Consider the following 18,257-nt stretch of genomic DNA (forward strand, 5'->3'; position numbering starts at 1 on the left):
CGGGGTGTGTCCGGACTCTCCAAATAGCGGGTCCGTGGCTGGGGACGGGGGGGCGGCGGGGTCCCGCGTAGTGGGGCGGCCCGGGGGACGGGGCACACCCGGGGGGCGCCCGCCCGGACATGCGGAGAGGGGCTGCCCGTCCCCCCGGACCGGGCAACCCCTCTCCATCACCGGACCCAGTCGGCGTTACGCCTTCTGGAAGCCCGCGTCCTGGAGGATCTTCTGCGCCTCCGGGGTGCTCAGCCACGCCACGAACGCGGCAGCGGCCTCGGGGTTCTTGGAGCCCTTGAGCGAGGCGGCCGGGTAGGAGGCCACGGCGTTCTCGGCGTCCGGGATGTCCACGACGGCGACCTTGTCACCGGACTTGAGGGTGTCGGTCTTGTAGACGAGACCGGCGTCCGCCTCGCCCAGCTCGACCTTGCTCAGGACGGCGCGGACGTTCGGCTCCTGGGAGACCGGCTTGACCTCGATCTTCTGCGCGTCGAGGATCTGCTTGCTGTAGCGGCCTACGGGGACCTCGGGCGCGGCCAGCACGACCTTGATCTTGGTGTCGGCGAGGTCCTTGAGGCCGGCGATCTTGAACGGGTTGCCCTTGCCGGTCGCGATGACCAGACGGTTCTTGGCGATGATCGCCGGGTCGTTGGTCTCGGCCTTCAGGCCGTCCATGGTCTTGGTGTCGGCGGTGACCAGCGCGTCGGCCGGGGCACCCTGCTTGACCTGGGCGGCGAGCTCCTGCGAACCGGCGAAGGAGAAGGTGACCTTCGTGCCCGGGTGCGACTTCTCGTACGCGGCGCCCGCGGTCTTGAAGACGTCGGTGAGGGAGGAGGCGGCGAGCACGGTGAGGTTCGCGGCCTTCGGCTCGGCCGAGGCGGAGGCGGAGGCGCTCGCGGAGGCGCCGGCGTCCGTCTTCTTGTCGTCGCTGCTGCCGCAGGCGGCGAGCGCCGGTACGAGCAGGGCGGCGGTCAGGGCGAAGGCGGCGGTACGGCGATTCAGGGGCAGGATCGGGGACATGGGCTGGTGCTCCTCGGTCGGGTCGGCGGCCGGCCTGGTGCCGGTTCCGCGTGGTGGTGACCCGCGCCGGTGACGGGCGGAGCGGGTGGGGACGCGTCGTGCTGAGCGGAAGTGCGGGGGTGCGCCTCAGGCGCGGTCGATGTGCACGCTGGTGGACTTCACGCGGGCGGTGGCCTGCATGCCGACCTCCAAGCCGAGCTCCTCGACGGCCTCACGGGTGAGGAGGGAGACCAAGCGGTGGGGACCCGCCTGGATCTCCACCTGCGCGGCGACATCGCCGAGCTTGACGGCGGTGACGATGCCGGGGAACGCGTTGCGCGCGGAGGTGTAGGTCTCCCCGTCCTCGGTGTGGGCCCCCTGGGCCACCTCGATGGAGAACGCGGCCAGGGCGCGGCCGTCGATCAGACGGCGGCCGCCCTCGTCGCGATGGGTCGCGACGCGGCCGGCGTCGGCCCAGCGGCGTGCGGTGTCCGGGCTGACGCCCAGCAGGCGTGCCGCCTGACCGATGGTGTAGGACTGCATACGCGACAAGGTAGGGGCACCTGTCCGGCATTTGCAATTCCATTGGGATGTACTACATGGCAGATGCTACCCGCCTTGTGGCAACAGCCAAAAGCCGTTCCGCTTTCGCCGGTCCGGATCGCTAAAGTCGGGGGCATGGCTGAAGAGGGAACCACGGGGACGGGATCGGCGCGGGTCGACGTGTGGATCTGGTCGGTCCGGCTGACGAAGACGCGGGCGATCGCGGCCGCGGCCTGCCGGGCGGGCCATGTGCGGGTCAACGGTGAGCGTGCGAAGCCGGCGCAGTCGGTGCGGGCGGGGGACGAGGTGCGCCTCTTCCATGCCGGGCGGGAGCGCATCGTGGTGGTCCAGCGCCCGGTGACGAAGCGGGTCGGCCCTCCGGTCGCCGCGGAATGCATGATCGACAACAGCCCGCCGCCGCCGACCCCCGTGGAGGCGGCCGTGGTCGGCATCCGCGACCGCGGCGCGGGCCGCCCGACGAAGCGCGAACGCCGCGAGATCCAGAACCTGCGCGGCGGCCGCTAGCGGCAGGGGCGCAAGCAGTCGAAGCCCGGTCCGGCACGCAGCCGGACCGGGCTTCGTCGTTTTCAGAATTTTCTGCAAGGGATTGCTCACCTTCTCCCGATAAGGGCGGGCCGGGGCGGGCAGCGGGGGGCAAGGCCGCGACATTTCTGGTTCACGAGGGCTTCACGTGCTGGTGACATGGCCAGTAGCCTCGCGCAAAACCTTGCGGCAAGTTTTCAATGCCGTGGAGCCGAAGGGCTGTTGGGCCCCGCTTCGAGGAGCAGACCTTGAGATCACGTACGCGATCACGCCTCAGAGGGCGCTCGGCGGCGCTGGCCCTGGCCGTCGCCGGGGGGTGCCTGGCGACCGCCCTGCCGGCGGCCCCACATGCCGTGTCCGTTGCCGCGGCGACGACAACGGACACGGCGATGACAGCCGGTGCGGCGGCATCCGACAGCACGGCGACGGTGGGGTGAAGGCGTCGGTGAGCGCATTTCGCGGGTATTTGGTGGCGAAAACCAAGCAAACGTTCAGGTTGTAGACAACATTGTGACCAGCTCTGACATCGGGATGAGGGTTGCAGCGCACCGTGCCCGGCTTGCGCTGTCGCCTGCCGAGGTGGTGAAGAGCGATAACCAGGCGCACGCGGCCCGCACGATGTGGAATCTGCTGCACGCCTGGTGGCAGATGATGCCGAAAGACAAGCGGACACTGACGAACGCGGACGCCGCGATCCGCCACGCCCGAGAAGACATCGACTTTCTCGCCGTCCTGCCCGCGCAGGCCGCGCAAGCGGTGCTGAAGACGTACTTCCAGGCGTGGAAGAACTGCTGGGACGGTCGTGCCGACACCCCGAACTTCAAGGGCCGCATTCGCACGGTGATGTCCGTGGACATTCCGCAGGGCCGGGACCTGAACATCATCCGCGTGCACCGCCGCTGGGGCATGGTCAACCTGCCGAAGATCGGCCGGGTCCGGTTCCGGTGGACCAAGAACCTGCCGGTGGGCGCGCGTGCCAATGTGGAGAACCGGATCACCGGGGCGCGGCTGGTCAAGGACGCGCTCGGCTGGCACATCGCCTTCCGCATCCAGATCCTGGAGGCCGAGCCCGCACCCCGTCAGGGGCCAGACGTCGGCATCGACGTGGGCGTCACCATGCCCATCGTCCTCTCGAACGGGGAAACGTACGAGCACGACGAGTGGCTGACCGGCAAGGAACAGGCCAAGCTCCTACACCTGGAGCAGCGCGCCGCACGGCGGAAGCAGCACCGCAGGCCCGGCGAACACACCAGCCGCCGGCTGCACCACACCTACGACCAGATCGCAGGACTCCGCGCGAAAGCCAAGCGCAGAGCCATCGACTGGCAGCACAAGACGACCACCGCGATCGCCCGCGCCTACGGCGCCGTCGTGGTCGAAGCACTCACCATCGCGAACATGATCAAGTCCGTCAAGGGCACGGTGGACCGGCCGGGCAGGAACGTCGCACAGAGATCCGGGCTGAACCGCTCGATCAGCGGGGAGGCATGGGGCCGGACGGTCACCATGCTGACGTACAAGACGGCCCGGCACGGCGGCACCCTGCACAAGGTCCCGGCCCCCGGCACATCCCAACGCTGCTCAGCGTGCGGCTTCACGACGCCCGGCAGCAGGGAGTCCCAGGCCGTGTTCGTGTGCAAGAACCCGGACTGCGGGTGGTCGGGCAACGCCGACCACAACGCGGCCCGCAACGTCTTGCACCTGTACCGGATGGGCCTCACGCTCATCCCGGCTGCCGGGAGGGCAGTCGCCAGGCGCGCCAAGCGCGTCAAGCCCGCCACCGCAAGGTAGGCAGGAATCTCCTGGCCTTGGCCGGGAGAGCACTTCAACACCAGTGCTGGATCGGCAACTGGGAGGGTGAGGACGCCCGTTCCTGTTGGATCCACGAGGACCTCGCCGACTTCAACACCGAGAACCCGACCGTCCAGAACTACCTGATCGGCGCCTACGACAAGTACATCGACATGGGAGTCGACGGCTTCCGCATCGACACGGCCGTACACATCCCCCGCGTCACCTGGAACCGGCACTTCCTGCCCGCCATCCAGCAGCGCGTGGCCCAGCAGTTCGGTGCGCAGAAGGCGAACGACTTCTACGTCTTCGGCGAGGTCGGCTCCTTCGTCAACGACAAGTGGAACCGCGAATCGGCCAACCAGTCCGCCCAGTACTACACGTGGAAGGAGTCCGCGACGTACAGCGCCGACGACGCGACCGCCGCCGTCCAGCAGTACACGACCGACAACGACCCGGCCAAGCAGCCGACCAGCACCAACGCCTTCCTCAGCGGCAACCTCTACCACGCCCCCGACCACAGCATGTTCTCCGGCATGAACGTCATCGACATGCGCATGCACATGAACTTCGGGGACGCGAACAACGCCTTCCAGAACGGCAAGGACTCCGACGACAGTTACAACGACGCCACCTACAACGTCGTCTACGTCGACAGCCACGACTTCGGCCCCGGCAAGTCCTCCACCCGCTACGCCGGCGGCACCGACGCCTGGGCCGAGAACATGGCCCTGATGTGGACCTTCCGCGGCATCCCGACCCTGTACTACGGCTCGGAGATCGAGTTCCAGGCTGGAAAGCAGATCGACTGCGGCCCGACCTGCCCGCTCGCCACCACCGGCCGGGCCTACTACGGGGACAAGATCGCGGGTTCGATCACCGCCTCCGGCTTCTCGAAGGTCGCGTCCGCCACCGGACCCGTCGCCGCCACCCTCGAAGCGCCGCTGGTCAAGCACCTCCAGCGGCTGAACGAGATCCGTCGGGCCGTCCCGGCGCTCCAGATGGGCCAGTACTCCACCGAAGGGATCTCGGGCGGGATGGCCTTCAAGCGCCGCTACACCGACGCCGCCACGGGGGTGGACAGCTTCGCCCTGGTTGCCGTCACCGGCGAGGCCACGTACACCGGCATCCCCAACGGCACCTACAAGGACGCGGTCACCGGCGACGTGCGGACCGTCTCCGACGGCAGGCTGTCTGTGGCCGCCCCCGGCAAGGGCAACCTACGGGTCTACGTGCTGGACCTCGGCGGCCGCAACGCGGCCCCGGCAGGGTGGGCACCGCCGGCCCCTACCTGAAGTAGCCGAGCGGACCCGTCAGTTGAGCAGGCCGGTCAGGAGCTCGCGCTGGTCGTTGGCGAGGAGGGCGAGCTGGGTGCGGTTGTCGAGGCCGAACTTGTGCAGGGCGCGGGAGAGATGGGTCTTGACCGTGCCCTCGGCCAGGCCGAGGCGCTCGCCGATCTCCCGGTTGCCGAGTCCGTCGGCGAGCGCGACCACGCAGCGCAGCTCGCCCTGGGAGAGGGCGTGGATGTGTTCCATGACCTCGGGCGTCGGCGCCGGGTGGTGGTGAGTGGCGAAACGGCTCATGACGCTGGAGATCACATCGGGGCTGAGCACGGCGCGGTGCCCGGCCGCGCTGTGCACGGCCTTGCGCATCTCTTCACCCGAGGCGGTCTTCAGCAGGTAGCCGTCGGCGCCCGCCCGCCAGACCCTGGCCACCTGTTCCTCGTCCGCGATGGTGGTCAGGATGAGGATGCCCAGGCCCGGGTGGCCCTCGCGCAGCAGCCGGGCGGTCTCGGCGCCGTCCAGTCCGTCCGGCATGGCCAGGTCGAGCACGACGACGTCGGGGACCTGCTCCGCGACGACCTCCAGGGCCTCGGAGCCCGTGCTCGCCTCGCCCACGACCTCGATCTCGTCCTGGACGGTGAGGATGGTCCTCAGTCCGGCGCGGATGACGTCCTCGTCATCGGTGATCACGATTCGGATCACTGCTCTCCTCCTTCGTGCGGGTAGGTGGCGTGGGCGCGCAGCAGGTAGCCGCCGCCGGGGTCGGTGACCGGTCCGGCTTCGAGCCCGCCGCCGAGCGACTCCAGCCGGCCGCGGAGCCCGGCCTGGCCGAGACCGGTGCCCGGCGCGAGCGACCGTACGGGGGTGCCCGCCGCCCCGTTGCGGACGTCGAGGGTCCAGTCGGCCGGGCCCGCCCGCAGGGTCAGCAGTACGGCCGAACCGGGCGCGTACCGCAGGATGTTGGTCAGGCCCTCGGTGACCACCCGGCGGGCGGCCTCCCGGTGGGCCGCGGGCAGCCGGCCGAAGCCCTTGGCGAAGCCGTCCGCGAGCCGTACGTCGACTCCCGCCGCCCGGACGCTGTCGAGCGAGCGGCCCAGGGCGTCGAGTTCGGCGGCCGCCGGATCGGGGCCGGGGGCGGCGCCGGTCTCCAGGGCCTCGGTCTCCAGCTCGCGCAGCCTCAGTACGGCGGTCATGCCCCGCAGATGGTCCGAGGCCGCCCGGCACTGCTGCTGCGCCGCGTCGAGCAGCCCGTCCGCCGCTTCGTCACGGCCGCCCACGGAGCTCCGTAGGGACTCGACCAGGATGTTCAGCAGTGCCACGTCATGGCCGAGGAGATCGTGGAACTCCCGTACGAGCCTTCGCCGTTCGGCGTTGACCGCCTCGGCCGCCCGCTCCCGGGCCACCTGCTCGGCGCGAGCCCGGTCCGCCATGTGCCGGCCGCGGGTCACACCGACCATGACGGTCATGAACACGGCCGAGGCGAGCAGGGCGAGGCTGGAAGGGGAGTTGTCCCGTACCAGCGGCGGGCCGGAGCCCAGCGCGCTCAGCGTGATCAGCTCGGCGGTGGCCGCCGCCCCGAACCACCAGGCGTAGCCGGGGCGATGGTGGCGGCCGGCGGCGTAGGCGAGGAAGAACAGCGCGGTGAACTTCGCGCTGAGCGCGGTCGCGACCAGCACCACGAGAGCGGCGGCCGGGAACCGGGTGCGGCGCCACAGCAGCGCGGCGCAGGAGACGAGGATGCCGAGCCAGCGCGGCACGGGGTGGCTGGCCCAGGACTCGTGGTCCAGTTCGGCGTAGACCTCGAAGGGGACGGTGACCAGCAGGCACGCGGCGGCCGTGATCCGGTCCCAGGTGACGGGGGCGTACCGGTGCGGCGCGCGGGCGGCTGCGGTCCGTTCCACGGCTCCTCCTTCCTGACCTGCTGTATGAGCACCCTGCCATCGGGACCGGCCCCCGCCCGGCGCGCGACACGGGGGGAGTCCCGCCCGGAACCGGTCCGGGCGGGACTCGCGGAGGGCGGCTCCGGTCAGCGGGCGGTGGCGGCGCCGACGCTGCGGCGCCGGTCCAGGAACCAGTGGGCGGCGAGCTTGAGCTGGTCCTCCAGGAGGAAGCAGCAGAGCGCGTAGCCCCAGACGGCGGCGGCCCAGCCCCAGCCGAGCGGGGTCATGCCCACACCGAACACGGTGACGAGGGTGGCGATGGCCTGGGCCGTGCAGACGGCGATCAGCAGCGGCCTGGCCGGGGCCGGGGAGGTCCAGAACCGGCCCTTCGTGCGGGTCACGAAGATCGTCAGCTGGCCGGAGACCGAAAGGCTCAGGTAGACCAGCGAGTGGATCAGACCGTCGCTCAGGTGGAAGACGTCACGGCCCAGGACGAAGAGGAGGAAGGTTTCGGCGACACCGACCACGCCCAGCACCGTGGCCACGGTCAGCACGCTGCGCATGTCCCAGGTAACGGGCCGGTGCGAGCCGCGGACCTTGTCGTAGGCGATCGTCAGGATCGCGCCGTCGTTCAGGAGCGCCAGCAGCACGATCATCATCGCGGTGACCGGGAAGAAGTTGTACGCGACGATCGTCAGGGTGATCAGACCGAGGACCCGGATGGTCTCCGTGATGCGGTACGTGGCGTAGTTGACCATCCGCTGGATGATCTCCCGGGCCTGGCCGATCGCGTGGGAGATGACCGACAGGCCCGGGGTCAGCAGCACCACGTCGGCGGCGGCCCGCGCGGCGTCCGTGGCGTCGGCCACGGCGATGCCGGCGTCGGCCTGCTTGAGGGCGGGGGCGTCGTTGACTCCGTCGCCGGTCATGCCGACGATGTGGCCGCGCTCCTGGAGCATCTTGACGATGCGGTACTTGTGCTCCGGGAAGACCTGCGCGAACCCGTCCGAGATCTCGACGAGCTCGGCGAGCTCCGCCTCGGGCTTGCCGTCGTCCAGCGCGTGGGTGTTCAGGATGTTGTCGCCCATCCCGATCTGACGGGCCAGCTCACGGCTGATCGCCACCTGGTCGCCGGTGACCATCTTGACGGACACGCCCAGTTCGTTCGCGGCGGCCACGGTGTCGGCGGTGTCCTCGCGCGGCGGGTCGGCCAGGGGCAGGATGCCGAGCAGGCGCCAGGCACCGGATTCGTCGGTGCGGGCCACACCCAGCGAGCGGAAGCCGCGGGCGGCGAAGGAGTCGGCGATGGCGGCGACGTGCTCGGCGGCCGGGTCGCCGTCGCAGAGCCGCGCGATGACCTGCGGGGCGCCCTTGCTCACGTGGTACGTGCCGGGGGCGGGGTTGGGGCCGGGACCGAAGCCGACGGTGGCCTCGGTGCGCTTGGTGACGGGGTCGAAGGGGACGAAGTCGGTGACCTGGACGCCGTGCGCCCAGCCGGTGTCCCAGCCAGCGTCACGGTCGGCGAGCCGGTCGGTGGCGGTGGAGATGACGATGCGGTCGATCGGGTCGCCGTTCTCGGCGCGGGAGGCCAGCGCGGCGGAGCCGAGCAGGTCGTCCTGGCCGATGCCGTCCGGGACCCAGGGGTCCAGGATCGCGAGGCGGTTCTCGGTGAGGGTGCCGGTCTTGTCGGAGCAGAGGACGTCGATGCTGCCCAGCTCCTCGACGGCGGGCAGGTTCGAGACCACGGCGCCCCGCTTGGCGAGGTTGCGGGCGCCGACCGCGAGGGTCACGGACATGACGGCGGGCAGCGCGACCGGGACGGAGGCGATGACGACGACGAGCGCGAACTCCAGGACGGAGAGCACCGGGTTGCCGCGTGCCACCGAGACGACGATCGTGAGGGTGACCAGGGCTACGGCCAGCAGGATCAGATAGTTGCCGATCTTCAGGACGGCCTGCTGGAGGTGGCTGACCGTCCCGGCCTCGCCCACGAGGGCGGTGGTCCTGCCGAAGAAGCTGTTGGCGCCGGTGCCCTCGACCACGGCGTCGGTCTCGCCGCGCACGATGACCGAGCCCGAGTACAGGGTTTCGCCACGGCCGCGCTCCACGGGGAGGGACTCGCCGGTGAGGGCGGCCTGGTCCACGTCGAGGGTGCCGGAGCCGAGGGCCCGTACGTCGGCGGGAACCACGTCCCCGAGCCGGACCCGGACGATGTCACCCGGAACCAGTTCGCGGACGGCCTCCGTACGCCAGACCCCGTCGCGCAGGACGCGGGCCTCGGTGGCGAGGCGCTGCTTGAGGGCGGCGATGGCGTTGGCCGCCTCGTGCTCCTCCAGGAAGGCCACGACTCCGTTGACGAGGAGCAGGACGCCGATGATGATCACGTCGACCCAGTGCCGGACGACGATCGAGAGGATCAGGGCCGTCTCGATCATCCAGGGGATCGGGGCCCAGAAGTAGCCGAGGAACTCCCGAAGCGGGTTCTTGTGCTCCTCGGCGATTTCGTTCGCACCGTGTTCCCGCAGGAGGCGGTGTGCCTCGGCGGTGGTCAGCCCGTCCGGCCAGGAGGCCGGCGGTTCGAAATCCTCGGGCTCCTCCGCTTCGGCCGTTCCGGCCGTTCCGGCCGAGGGGGAGAGGGCGGCGGGCGTCGCGGGGACGGTGGGGGCGGAGGGGACGATGTCGGTGCTCAAGGCAGGTCACTTGCTTCCGTGCAGCAGGGAGAAGAAGGAGGGGAGCTCCATCGGACGGGCGCCACTGGTCATCGCCGTGCGTGCGTGGGAGACCGTTCCGGCGCGCAGGATGCGGATGACGGAGCTGCCGCACGCGGCGCACGCGGAGCGGGTCAGGGGGGAGGGGACGCGGTCGCCGTCCACGGTGCAGAGCGTGCGCTGGATGCCGGTGCCGTCGATGTAGTGGCGGACGTCGTACTGCGTCTCCCAGCCGTACCCGCAGTCGAGGCAGCTGAAGGCGTAGGACTCGTGGACGGCCTCGGGGGCGGTGCGGGAGATGAATTCGTCGATTGCGCTCATCGCGTCTTCCTCATGACCGGTTCTGGACTTCTCGTCCGCGGTTGCTGCGGTACACGGGGCCGGTGCCCGGTCTCACTCCGACCTCTTCCAGGGAACGCCCGTTGAAAGCTTGGTGGAGGCCGTGAATGACCTTTCTTCATGAGTCTTCCGCCGACCATCTCGGGACATTTCGTAATCGGAAGTGAACGTCCCTCCATCCCTTTCATTCGTGCACATGTTCGAGTGAGGGAGGCTACGCTGGACCCATGCACGGCATGCACGCACTCCAGGGCTCGCTCTTCGACCAGGGCGACGAGATCCGGCTCGGCCCCCGACTGGCTCCGCGCCGCACGGAGCTCGGCGCCGGTGCCTGGGTGGACCACCTGCCGGGCTGGCTGACGGGCGCCGACGCGCTGTTCGAACGACTCGCCGCCGACGTGCCGTGGCACGCGGAGCGGCGGCAGATGTACGAGCGCACGGTGGACGTGCCCCGGCTGCTCGCCTTCTACGGGGAAGGCGACCCGCTCCCGCACCCCGCCCTCACCGAGGCGCGCGAGCGGCTGAGCCGCCACTACGCCCCCGAGCTGGGCGAGCCCTTCACCACCGCGGGCCTCTGCCTCTACCGCGACGGCCGCGACAGCGTCGCCTGGCACGGCGACCGCACCGGCCGCTCGGCGACCGAGGACACGATGGTCGCCATCCTCTCCGTCGGGGACCCCCGCGACCTGACCCTGCGCCCCCGCGAAGGCGGCCCCACCCTGCTCAGGCTCCCCCTGGGCCACGGCGACCTGGTCGTGATGGGCGGCTCCTGCCAGCGCACGATGGAACACGCCATCCCCAAAACCACCCGCGCGGTGGGCCCCCGCATCAGCATCCAGTACCGCACCCGCGGGGTGCGCTGAGACGAGGGCCGCCGATACTGGCGCGATGACCGCCGAATTCACGTACGACTCTCCGCAGGAGTACCCGGCCGTGGTCCACGACCGCTGGGGCCGGTTCGAGACCGTGCTCGTCAACGACGGGCAGCACTTCTCGCTCGCGCTGCGCGGGAACCGGTTCCAGGGGCCCTGGCTGGATGGGTTGGAGCCTGCGGAGCCCATCCCTGAAGGGCATGTGCGGCCGCCCGATCTCGCGGACGGCGGGCTGGCCTCGTGTGTTGTGGAGTGGCGGATGCCGGTGGAGGTCACGGGAGCCGAGGCGGGGACCGTCGACCTGGGCGTCCGGCTGCTCCTGGGCGACCCGAAGCCTCGCGGGGGAGTGGACTCGACCGGGGTGGAGTTGGCCCTGCATCTGCCGACTGGGACCATCGGGACGGTCAAGGCCCACGGGTGGATGGAGGACGCGCTGTTGGACCTGCAAGGTCAACTGGCCGAGGGAGTACACCTCCAGGCCTGCATCACCTGTGCCTTCTCGGACTACAGCCCGGCAGGGAGCGGCCTCATCGGCACGATGGCCTGCTTCCGCGACAGCAAGGACGCGTACCGCGCGGTGCGGACCAAGCGGGACCTCTTCGAGGTCTTGCCCGATTCCTCCGGCTGGGTGCAGGAGACCTTCCTCTGCGACCAGTACGAGCGCCGAGCCCCCAACACCGGTTACCGGGGCTGATGGCGGGGGCTATGCCGCGTCGAGTTCCTTCGGTCGGCGGGCCGTCGAGGCCGCCGCGTGCAGGGAGCGGAGGGCCAGGAGGAGGATGCCGATGTCGTCCAGGTAGACCGGGTCGGGGATCAGGTCCAGTGGTGAGACCGTGTACACCACGGCGGCCCAGAACAGGGCCTTGTCGCGCAGGGGGATTCCCGCGTCGCGCAGGAGCCGCCGGGCCGCGAAGACCCGTACGAGGAGAACGGCCGCGGTGACCGCCAGCCCGGCGGCGACCACCGCCGCCACGGCGAGCCAGGCGGTCGTCGCGTCCATCAGGCGCCTTGCGCCCGCAGTCGGCGGCTGACCTCGCCGAGTCCCTCCGCGAGCGCGTCCAGCTGCTCCGGGGTGAGTACGTCCACCAGGACTTCCCGGACCGTGGTCACGTGCCCCGGCGCGGCCTCCGCCAGCCGGGCGCGGCCGGCCTCCGTGAGCACGGCGTAGACCCCGCGGACGTCGGAGGGGCAGGTGCGGCGGCGGACCAGGCCCGACTTCTCCATCTGGGTGACCTGGTAGGTCAGCCCGCTCTTGGAGTTGATCAGCCCGTTGGCCAGCTCGGTCATGCGCAGCTCGCCCTCCGGCGCCCTGGCGAGTCGTACGAGGATCTCGTACTGCGGGTGGGAGAGTCCGGAGTCGTCCTTGAGCTGCTGGTCGAGGCGGCGGTTGACCAGGGCGGAAGCGGCCAGGAAGCCCTGCCAGGCGCGCATCTCGCGGTCGTCCAGCCATCTCGTTTCAGCCATGGAGTCAGCCTACATGTGTGGTTCCAATTTGAATCAAGGGAGGATCCGAGGTTAGGGTCGGGCGAGTGGTTCGAATTTGAACAACCTGCCCCTCGGGCCGCCCGACCGGAAGGACCTCCCCCATGACCAGCCCCTCCGTCACCACGACGAAGTCGCAGGCCGCCGCACCGGCCGCACCCACAACCGCCCTCACCGCCCTCCCCGCCCTCTCCACCCCGGCTCACGACGTCGGCCTGCTCCTCCTGCGCGTCGTCCTCGGCCTGACCATGGCCGCCCACGGCACCCAGAAGCTCTTCGGCTGGTTCGGCGGCGGCGGCATCAGCGGCACGGGCCAGTTCTTCACCGCGAGCGGCTACCCGGCGGGCGACGCCATGGCCGTCCTCGCCGGCCTGACCGAGACCCTCGGCGGGCTCGGTCTCGTCGCCGGGCTCCTCACCCCGCTCGCCGGGGCCGCCCTCGTCGGCACCATGATCAACGCGGTCGCCGTGCACGGAGCCGGCTCGTTCTTCGCCCCGAAGGGCGTCGAGTACGAGATCCTGCTCACCGTCGGCGCCGCCGCCCTCGCGCTCACCGGCCCCGGCCGGTACGCGGTCGACCGCTTCCTGCCCGTCCTGCGCGGCCACCGCCTCGCCCACGGCGCCCTCGCCGTCGGCCTCGGCATCGTGACCGCGGGCGCGCTGCTCCTCGTACGGAACTAGGCCGTCTGCGCGTGGTGGGCGCCGCTATTTCCCGGCCCAGTACGCGGCCAGCACCTCCCCCTCCGCGAAGTCCGGGCGCGGCAGGCGCAGGCCGAGGGACTCCTCCAGGGCGTGGAAGTACAGCTCGAAGGTGCTGGTCAGTTCGGGGTGGTCCAGCTCGGCACGGCGCACGGCCCGGTTGAGGAAGTCCAGCTCGCCACCCCGCAGATAAGGGGCGCGGCCGCGCTCGTACCAGATCAGCTCCAGCACGCCCCAGTCGTCGTCGATGCGGCGGCCGTCCCGCATGTAGTCGAAGGTGTAGATGGCCTTCGCGGAGGTGGCGGTCAGCCACACGCTCTCCTTGATCCCGAGCGCCGCGAACCCCTCACCGTCGGCGAAGGACTCCGCCGGCGTGTCGTGGTACAGCAGGAACGTCCACTCGCCCGCCTGCCCGAAACAGCAGCTCTCCCACTGGCGGTCCCAGTACGTCTCCCCGCCGTCCATGGCCCGCAGGTCCTTCAGGCGCGTACCGGCCGCGACCTGCCCGGGATCGGCCCCGAACAGCAGGGCCAGCCGCTCGGCGGGGACGGTCTGCCCGGGTGCCGCGCGGAAGAAGGCGAGGGTCGTGTACGGGGCCTGCTCGCGCCAGGACCCGGCTATCCAGGCGAGCCCCTCCAGCGGGTCGCGCCCGCACGCCCCGACCGTGCCCGCGTCGTCCAGGCCGCCACTTCGGAACCGTCTACCCCACGCCGGATCGATCCGGTCCAGGGCGTCGGCCACCTCCCCGGGGCCGCCGCCGCGCCGCCGCACCGCGGCCTCGGCGATCAGGTACAGCGCCTGTTCGAGGTCGCGGGTGGCGAAGACCTCCCGGTAGGGACCGTGATGGCCGCGCACCGTGCCGTTCTCGTCCAGGAGGAGGCGCAGGTCGTCGTCCCCAACCTCCCCGGCCCGCTCGGCCCACTCCTCCAGCTCGTCGTACGAGAGCGCCACGGGCGGCAGCCCGACCTCGTTGAGCAGGGTGTTCTGTGCGGCCCTCCGCCGCCAGGCCTCTGCGAGCGTCCGTTCGGTGATCTCCATGGCGCCAATGTAAAAGGAGGCACTGACAACCGGCCGACCCCCGAAGGCCCGTTCAGAACCCGGCCGCTCAGGACCGACACGGGGCCCGCCCCCGTCGCCACGGGCAGCCGCAGGATCCCTGACCCGTATGGGCCGATTGAGTTGCGGCATTCGGGGGAAAGGGGCATAAATGACACAACCCATCGAAGACTACGCACTCATCGGCGACCTGATGACCAGTGGACTGGTCGGCCGCGACGGGTCCATCGACTGGCTGTGCCTGCCGCGCTTCGATTCGGCCGCCTGTTTCGCCGCGCTCCTCGGTGACCAGGAGAACGGCCAATGGCGGATCGCCCCGGCCACGGCGCCCGACTCCGCGCGCTGCACCCGCCGGGCCTACGTCGAGGGCACGCTCGTCCTGGAATCCTTCTGGGAGACCGAGGGCGGCGCCTCGTTCAAGGTCACCGACTTCATGCCGCAGCGCGACACCGCCCCCGACGTGATGCGGATCGTCGAAGGGCTCGGCGGAGTGTCCACCGTGGGCAGCACCCTGCGCCTGCGCTTCGACTACGGGCGCGTCATCCCCTGGGTCCGCCGGTGCGAGGGCGCCCGCGAGGGCGACCGGGTCGCCGTCGCCGGACCCGACTCCGTGTGGCTGCGCAGCGAGCCTCCCGTCCGGACCTGGGGCGAGGACCTGAGCACCCGCTCCGAGTTCACCGTCGCCGCCGGCGAGCGCGTCGCCTTCGTGCTCACCTGGCACCCCTCGCACGAACCGCGCCCCGAGCCCCTGGACCCGTACGCCGCTCTCGAACAGAGCCTCGCCGACTGGCGGGAGTGGAGCTCCCAGTGCCGGTACGAGGGCCCCTACCGGGAGGCCGTGACCCGCTCCCTGATCACCCTCAAAGCCCTCACCTACGCCCCGACCGGCGGGATCGCCGCCGCCGCGACCACCTCCCTGCCCGAGGAGCTCGGCGGCGTCCGCAACTGGGACTACCGCTACTGCTGGCTCCGCGACTCCACCCTCGCCCTCGGCTCCCTGCTGGCCACCGGCTTCCTCGAAGAGGCCCGTGCGTGGCGGGCGTGGCTGCTGCGGGCCATCGCGGGCGACCCCGCCGACCTGCAGATCATGTACGGGATCGCGGGCGAGCGGCGGATCCCGGAGAGCGAGCTGTCCTGGCTGAAGGGGTACGCGGCCTCCGCGCCGGTCCGGGTCGGCAACGCGGCCGTCGACCAGCTCCAGCTCGACGTCTACGGGGAGGTCCTCGACTCCCTCTACCTCGCCAGATCCAACGGACTGCCCGCCGAGCACCACTCCTGGCGGATCCAGCTCGCCCTCCTCGACTTCCTGGCCGACAACTGGCACCGCCCGGACGAGGGTCTGTGGGAAGTGCGGGGCCCGCGCCGCCACTTCACCCACTCCAAGGTGATGGCGTGGGTGGCCGCGGACCGGGCGGTGCGCACGCTGGAACTCAACCCCGCACTGCCCGGCGACGTCGAACGCTGGCGGACCATGAGGGAATCGGTGCACCGCGACGTGTGCGAGAACGGCTACGACGCCGAACGGGGCACCTTCACCCAGTACTACGGCTCGCGCGAACTGGACGCGGCCACCCTCCTCATCCCGCGCGTCGGCTTCCTGCCGCCCGACGATCCCCGGGTGATCGGCACGGTCGACGCGGTGCGCGCGGAACTCGGCGGCAGCGGGCTCGTCCGCCGCTACAGCACCGAGGGGCCCTCCGTGGACGGGCTGCCCGGGGACGAAGGGACCTTCCTCGCCTGCTCGTTCTGGCTCGCCGACGCGCTGCACGTGACCGGCCGGGAGAAGGAGGCGCGGGAACTCTTCGAGCGACTGCTGGCCGTACGCAACGACGTGGGGCTGCTCGCCGAGGAGTACGACCCGGTCGCCGGCCGCCAACTCGGCAACTTCCCCCAGGCGTTCAGCCACGTCGGGCTGGTGAACACGGCGCTGACGCTGAGCGGGGGCGGTATGGGGGCCTGCGCGCCGAAGGGACGGCCCAACAGCGGCGGTTGAACGGCAGACGGCCCCGGCCCCGGCCCCGGCCCCGGCCAGAGGCTAGCGGCGGGCGCCGGTCGCCGTCCGGGCTTCCTCGCGGCGTCGCAGGAGCTCGGCGGTGGCCGCGTCGGCGGGGAGGAACGCCTCCAGGTGCAGCTCGGCCAAGGTCACGTCCACGGCGGTCGCGAAGGAGGTCAGGGTGGTCAGCAGGCGCAGCTCCCCGTCGGCGGTGCGCAGCCGTAGGGGTACGGCGAAGCCGAGGTGCTCGACCGGGGCGGGGGCGGTCGCCGGGAGGTAGCCGGTCAGCTCCTCGGTCAGCGCTTCGAGTACGGGGTCGGGGTGGGCCGCGGCCCGTGCGCGCAGGCTCTCGGTGATGTGCCGCCCCCAGGCCGCCAGGTTCACCACGCGCGGCCCCAGGCCCTCCGGGTGCAGGGCCAGCCTCAGCACGTTCACGGGCGGTGTGAGCAGGTGTGCGGCCGCGCCCTCCGTGAGGACGCCGAACGCGGCGTTCGCCAGGACGAGTTCCCCGCGCGGTCCGGCCACCACCGCCGGGTACGGCAGATGCCCGGTCAGGATGGACCGCAGTGCCTCCATGGCGGGCTCGATGCTCTCCGCGTCCCGTGCCGACTCGACGTACACGGGGGCGTAACCGGCGCTGAGCAGGAGGGAGTTGCGCTCCCGCAAGGTCAGTCCCAGCGACTCGGCCAGCCGCACCACCATCTCCCGCCCCGGCATCGAGCGGCCGTTCTCGATGAAGCTGAGGTGGCGCTGGGTGGTTCCGGCGAGGGTGGCCAGCTCCAGCTGGCTCATCCGCCGCAGCGCCCGCCGTCGGCGCACCTCGCGGGCGAACGGGGACGGCACGACTGCGGTTGTGGTGGTGGTTGTTGTCGTGGTGGTGGCCATGGAGCCTTTCTAGCCGCCGTTCCGGCGGAGGTCTCCATTCCCCGCAGGGAATTGCCGCGCGTGTCCCTGCGCCGGAGGATCGGCGTCATCGGATCTGAGACGAAGACGACCGGCCCGGAGGCGGAAATGCGCGCGTACCACCTGGAGACGTTCGGCACGATCGAGGGGATCGTCCTGAGGGACGGCGGCCCGAGCCGCCCCGTTCCCGCCGGGCCGACCGGGATCGTGGTCCGCGTCCGGGCCGCCTCCCTCAACAAGCGCGACCTGCTGATCCTGCACGAGCGCTACCCGCTGTCCGCCACGCCCGGGGTGGTCCCGCTGAGCGACGGCGCGGGCGAAGTGGTGGCCGTGGGGGAGGCGGTGACCCGGTTCGCGGTCGGGGACCGGGTGTCCTGCGCCTACTTCCCGCACTGGCGGGACGGCCGGATCACCCCCGAGCTCGTCGGCCAGCCCGGCTGCACCTTCGACGGGATGCTCGCGGAGTACGCCGTGCTCGACGAGCAGTGGGCGGTCCGCGTCCCGGACCACCTGACGTGGGAGGAGGCGGCGACCCTGCCGTGTGCGGCGGTCACCGCCTGGAACGCGCTGACCGGCGGGGAGGGCGGGGCGCCGCTGCCGGGGCAGAGCGTACTGACCCTGGGCACCGGTCCGGTCGCGCTCTTCGCGGTGCAGTTCGCGAAGCTGCTGGGCTGCCGGGTCATCTCGACGACTTCGAGCGAGGAGAAGGCGGACCGGCTGAAGGCGCTGGGGGCCGACGCGGTCGTGAACTACGCACGGACCCCGCAATGGGGAGCTGAAGTACGGGAGTTGACCGGGGGCCTCGGCGCCGATCTGGTGGTGGAGACGGGCGGCCCCGACACCATCGAGCAGTCGGTCCGGGCCAGTTCGCTCTACGGGCAGATCGCCCTGCTGGTCACCGCCAGCGCCGCGAGGTCCGGGATCGAGATCTCGCACGCCGCGTACGCGTCGAGCCTGGCGACGATCCGCCGGGTGTTCGTCGGTAGCCGCACCCAGTTCGAGTCGATGAACGCGGCGATCGCGACGAGCGGGCTGCGCCCGCTGATAGACCGGGTGCACCCCTTCGAGGAGGCGCGCGAGGCCTACCGCGGATACGCGGGGGACGCGCCGTTCGGCAAGGTGGTGATCCGGATCGGGGAGTGACCCCGCACGGGGCGGGAACGGCTGCGGGGCCAC

General features: G+C 71.2%; 17 protein-coding genes and 1 pseudogene. 8 read left to right on the top strand and 10 right to left on the bottom strand.

The window, feature by feature from the left end; translation table 11 throughout:
• Positions 1-186: 186 nt before the first annotated feature.
• Both modA and ACFXDJ_RS09125 read right to left on the bottom strand, forming a co-directional pair.
• On the bottom strand, positions 187-1,011 hold the full coding sequence (modA, locus tag ACFXDJ_RS09120) for a molybdate ABC transporter substrate-binding protein (protein WP_384848574.1): 825 nt from the start codon (positions 1,009-1,011) through the stop codon (positions 187-189).
• 126 nt (positions 1,012-1,137) lie between these two features.
• Complete coding sequence (locus tag ACFXDJ_RS09125; protein WP_371614568.1) at positions 1,138-1,533, bottom strand: molybdopterin-binding protein; 396 nt, start codon at positions 1,531-1,533, stop codon at positions 1,138-1,140.
• Between the two features lie 135 nt (positions 1,534-1,668).
• On the opposite strand from ACFXDJ_RS09125, the gene ACFXDJ_RS09130 reads away from it, so the two are divergent.
• The 3 genes and pseudogenes from ACFXDJ_RS09130 to ACFXDJ_RS09140 form a co-directional block, all read left to right on the top strand.
• Positions 1,669-2,058: an RNA-binding S4 domain-containing protein gene (locus tag ACFXDJ_RS09130; protein WP_384663394.1), complete on the top strand. Its 390-nt coding sequence runs from the start codon at positions 1,669-1,671 to the stop codon at positions 2,056-2,058.
• A 549-nt stretch (positions 2,059-2,607) separates the two neighbouring features.
• Positions 2,608-3,867 (top strand): RNA-guided endonuclease InsQ/TnpB family protein, encoded by a 1,260-nt coding sequence (locus ACFXDJ_RS09135; RefSeq protein WP_384848577.1) that lies wholly within the window; start codon positions 2,608-2,610, stop codon positions 3,865-3,867.
• A 26-nt stretch (positions 3,868-3,893) separates the two neighbouring features.
• Positions 3,894-5,167 (top strand): annotated as a pseudogene (locus ACFXDJ_RS09140) (alpha-amylase family glycosyl hydrolase); the annotation flags it as partial.
• A 13-nt stretch (positions 5,168-5,180) separates the two neighbouring features.
• Here the strand turns inward: ACFXDJ_RS09140 and ACFXDJ_RS09145 are convergent.
• The 4 genes from ACFXDJ_RS09145 to ACFXDJ_RS09160 all read right to left on the bottom strand — a co-directional run bounded on the left by ACFXDJ_RS09145 (position 5,181) and on the right by ACFXDJ_RS09160 (position 10,059).
• Positions 5,181-5,852: a response regulator gene (locus ACFXDJ_RS09145; protein ID WP_384848580.1), complete on the bottom strand. Its 672-nt coding sequence runs from the start codon at positions 5,850-5,852 to the stop codon at positions 5,181-5,183.
• Positions 5,849-7,051 (bottom strand): sensor histidine kinase, encoded by a 1,203-nt coding sequence (locus tag ACFXDJ_RS09150; RefSeq protein ID WP_384848583.1) that lies wholly within the window; start codon positions 7,049-7,051, stop codon positions 5,849-5,851. The genes ACFXDJ_RS09145 and ACFXDJ_RS09150 overlap by 4 nt, the downstream gene beginning before the upstream one ends.
• A gap of 125 nt (positions 7,052-7,176) precedes the next feature.
• Entirely contained in the window at positions 7,177-9,720 is a 2,544-nt protein-coding gene (locus ACFXDJ_RS09155) for a plasma-membrane proton-efflux P-type ATPase (RefSeq protein WP_384848586.1), read from the bottom strand.
• Positions 9,721-9,726: 6 nt separating this feature from the next.
• Positions 9,727-10,059, bottom strand: a complete 333-nt coding sequence (locus ACFXDJ_RS09160) for a hypothetical protein (RefSeq protein WP_384657904.1) — start codon at positions 10,057-10,059, stop codon at positions 9,727-9,729.
• Between the two features lie 254 nt (positions 10,060-10,313).
• Here ACFXDJ_RS09160 and ACFXDJ_RS09165 point away from each other — a divergent pair, with 254 nt between their 5' ends.
• Entirely contained in the window at positions 10,314-10,940 is a 627-nt protein-coding gene (locus ACFXDJ_RS09165) for an alpha-ketoglutarate-dependent dioxygenase AlkB (protein WP_384657916.1), read from the top strand.
• A gap of 25 nt (positions 10,941-10,965) precedes the next feature.
• Positions 10,966-11,643 (top strand): DUF6304 family protein, encoded by a 678-nt coding sequence (locus ACFXDJ_RS09170; protein WP_384657901.1) that lies wholly within the window; start codon positions 10,966-10,968, stop codon positions 11,641-11,643.
• 9 nt (positions 11,644-11,652) lie between these two features.
• On the opposite strand, the gene ACFXDJ_RS09175 is transcribed toward ACFXDJ_RS09170, so the two are convergent.
• On the bottom strand, positions 11,653-11,949 hold the full coding sequence (locus ACFXDJ_RS09175) for a YkvA family protein (protein ID WP_384657899.1): 297 nt from the start codon (positions 11,947-11,949) through the stop codon (positions 11,653-11,655).
• Positions 11,949-12,413, bottom strand: coding sequence for a MarR family winged helix-turn-helix transcriptional regulator (locus tag ACFXDJ_RS09180; protein WP_384657896.1), 465 nt, complete (start codon positions 12,411-12,413; stop codon positions 11,949-11,951). Before ACFXDJ_RS09180 ends, ACFXDJ_RS09175 begins: the two co-directional genes overlap by 1 nt.
• Positions 12,414-12,535: 122 nt before the next feature.
• Between ACFXDJ_RS09180 and ACFXDJ_RS09185 the strand changes: the two genes are divergently transcribed.
• Positions 12,536-13,111 (top strand): DoxX family protein, encoded by a 576-nt coding sequence (locus ACFXDJ_RS09185; RefSeq protein WP_384657894.1) that lies wholly within the window; start codon positions 12,536-12,538, stop codon positions 13,109-13,111.
• A 24-nt stretch (positions 13,112-13,135) separates the two neighbouring features.
• On the opposite strand, the gene ACFXDJ_RS09190 is transcribed toward ACFXDJ_RS09185, so the two are convergent.
• A complete protein-coding gene (locus ACFXDJ_RS09190) occupies positions 13,136-14,167 on the bottom strand; it encodes a hypothetical protein (RefSeq protein WP_384657892.1) in 1,032 nt (343 codons plus the stop codon).
• Positions 14,168-14,336: 169 nt separating this feature from the next.
• Between ACFXDJ_RS09190 and ACFXDJ_RS09195 the strand changes: the two genes are divergently transcribed.
• A complete protein-coding gene (locus ACFXDJ_RS09195; protein WP_384657889.1) occupies positions 14,337-16,178 on the top strand; it encodes a glycoside hydrolase family 15 protein in 1,842 nt (613 codons plus the stop codon).
• Between the two features lie 42 nt (positions 16,179-16,220).
• Here ACFXDJ_RS09195 and ACFXDJ_RS09200 read toward each other — a convergent pair whose 3' ends face one another.
• A complete protein-coding gene (locus ACFXDJ_RS09200; protein ID WP_384657886.1) occupies positions 16,221-17,063 on the bottom strand; it encodes a helix-turn-helix transcriptional regulator in 843 nt (280 codons plus the stop codon).
• Positions 17,064-17,189: 126 nt separating this feature from the next.
• Between ACFXDJ_RS09200 and ACFXDJ_RS09205 the strand changes: the two genes are divergently transcribed.
• Positions 17,190-18,224: an NAD(P)-dependent alcohol dehydrogenase gene (locus ACFXDJ_RS09205; RefSeq protein ID WP_384848589.1), complete on the top strand. Its 1,035-nt coding sequence runs from the start codon at positions 17,190-17,192 to the stop codon at positions 18,222-18,224.
• The last annotated feature ends 33 nt before the right edge of the window (positions 18,225-18,257 follow it).

This window comes from Streptomyces sp. NPDC059443, assembly GCF_042750105.1.
Taxonomy (GTDB): Bacteria; Actinomycetota; Actinomycetes; order Streptomycetales; family Streptomycetaceae; genus Streptomyces.

Bases quoted from the DNA above. Each gene is read 5' to 3' on its own strand.
- modA (WP_384848574.1), bottom strand. From the start codon at position 1,011: ATGTCCCCGATCCTGCCCCTGAATCGCCGTACCGCCGCCTTCGCCCTG.
- ACFXDJ_RS09125 (WP_371614568.1), bottom strand. From the start codon at position 1,533: ATGCAGTCCTACACCATCGGTCAGGCGGCACGCCTGCTGGGCGTCAGC.
- ACFXDJ_RS09130 (WP_384663394.1), top strand. From the start codon at position 1,669: ATGGCTGAAGAGGGAACCACGGGGACGGGATCGGCGCGGGTCGACGTG.
- ACFXDJ_RS09135 (WP_384848577.1), top strand. From the start codon at position 2,608: ATGAGGGTTGCAGCGCACCGTGCCCGGCTTGCGCTGTCGCCTGCCGAG.
- ACFXDJ_RS09160 (WP_384657904.1), bottom strand. From the start codon at position 10,059: ATGAGCGCAATCGACGAATTCATCTCCCGCACCGCCCCCGAGGCCGTC.
- ACFXDJ_RS09165 (WP_384657916.1), top strand. From the start codon at position 10,314: ATGCACGCACTCCAGGGCTCGCTCTTCGACCAGGGCGACGAGATCCGG.
- ACFXDJ_RS09170 (WP_384657901.1), top strand. From the start codon at position 10,966: ATGACCGCCGAATTCACGTACGACTCTCCGCAGGAGTACCCGGCCGTG.
- ACFXDJ_RS09175 (WP_384657899.1), bottom strand. From the start codon at position 11,949: ATGGACGCGACGACCGCCTGGCTCGCCGTGGCGGCGGTGGTCGCCGCC.
- ACFXDJ_RS09180 (WP_384657896.1), bottom strand. From the start codon at position 12,413: ATGGCTGAAACGAGATGGCTGGACGACCGCGAGATGCGCGCCTGGCAG.
- ACFXDJ_RS09185 (WP_384657894.1), top strand. From the start codon at position 12,536: ATGACCAGCCCCTCCGTCACCACGACGAAGTCGCAGGCCGCCGCACCG.
- ACFXDJ_RS09190 (WP_384657892.1), bottom strand. From the start codon at position 14,167: ATGGAGATCACCGAACGGACGCTCGCAGAGGCCTGGCGGCGGAGGGCC.
- ACFXDJ_RS09195 (WP_384657889.1), top strand. From the start codon at position 14,337: ATGACACAACCCATCGAAGACTACGCACTCATCGGCGACCTGATGACC.
- ACFXDJ_RS09200 (WP_384657886.1), bottom strand. From the start codon at position 17,063: ATGGCCACCACCACGACAACAACCACCACCACAACCGCAGTCGTGCCG.
- ACFXDJ_RS09205 (WP_384848589.1), top strand. From the start codon at position 17,190: ATGCGCGCGTACCACCTGGAGACGTTCGGCACGATCGAGGGGATCGTC.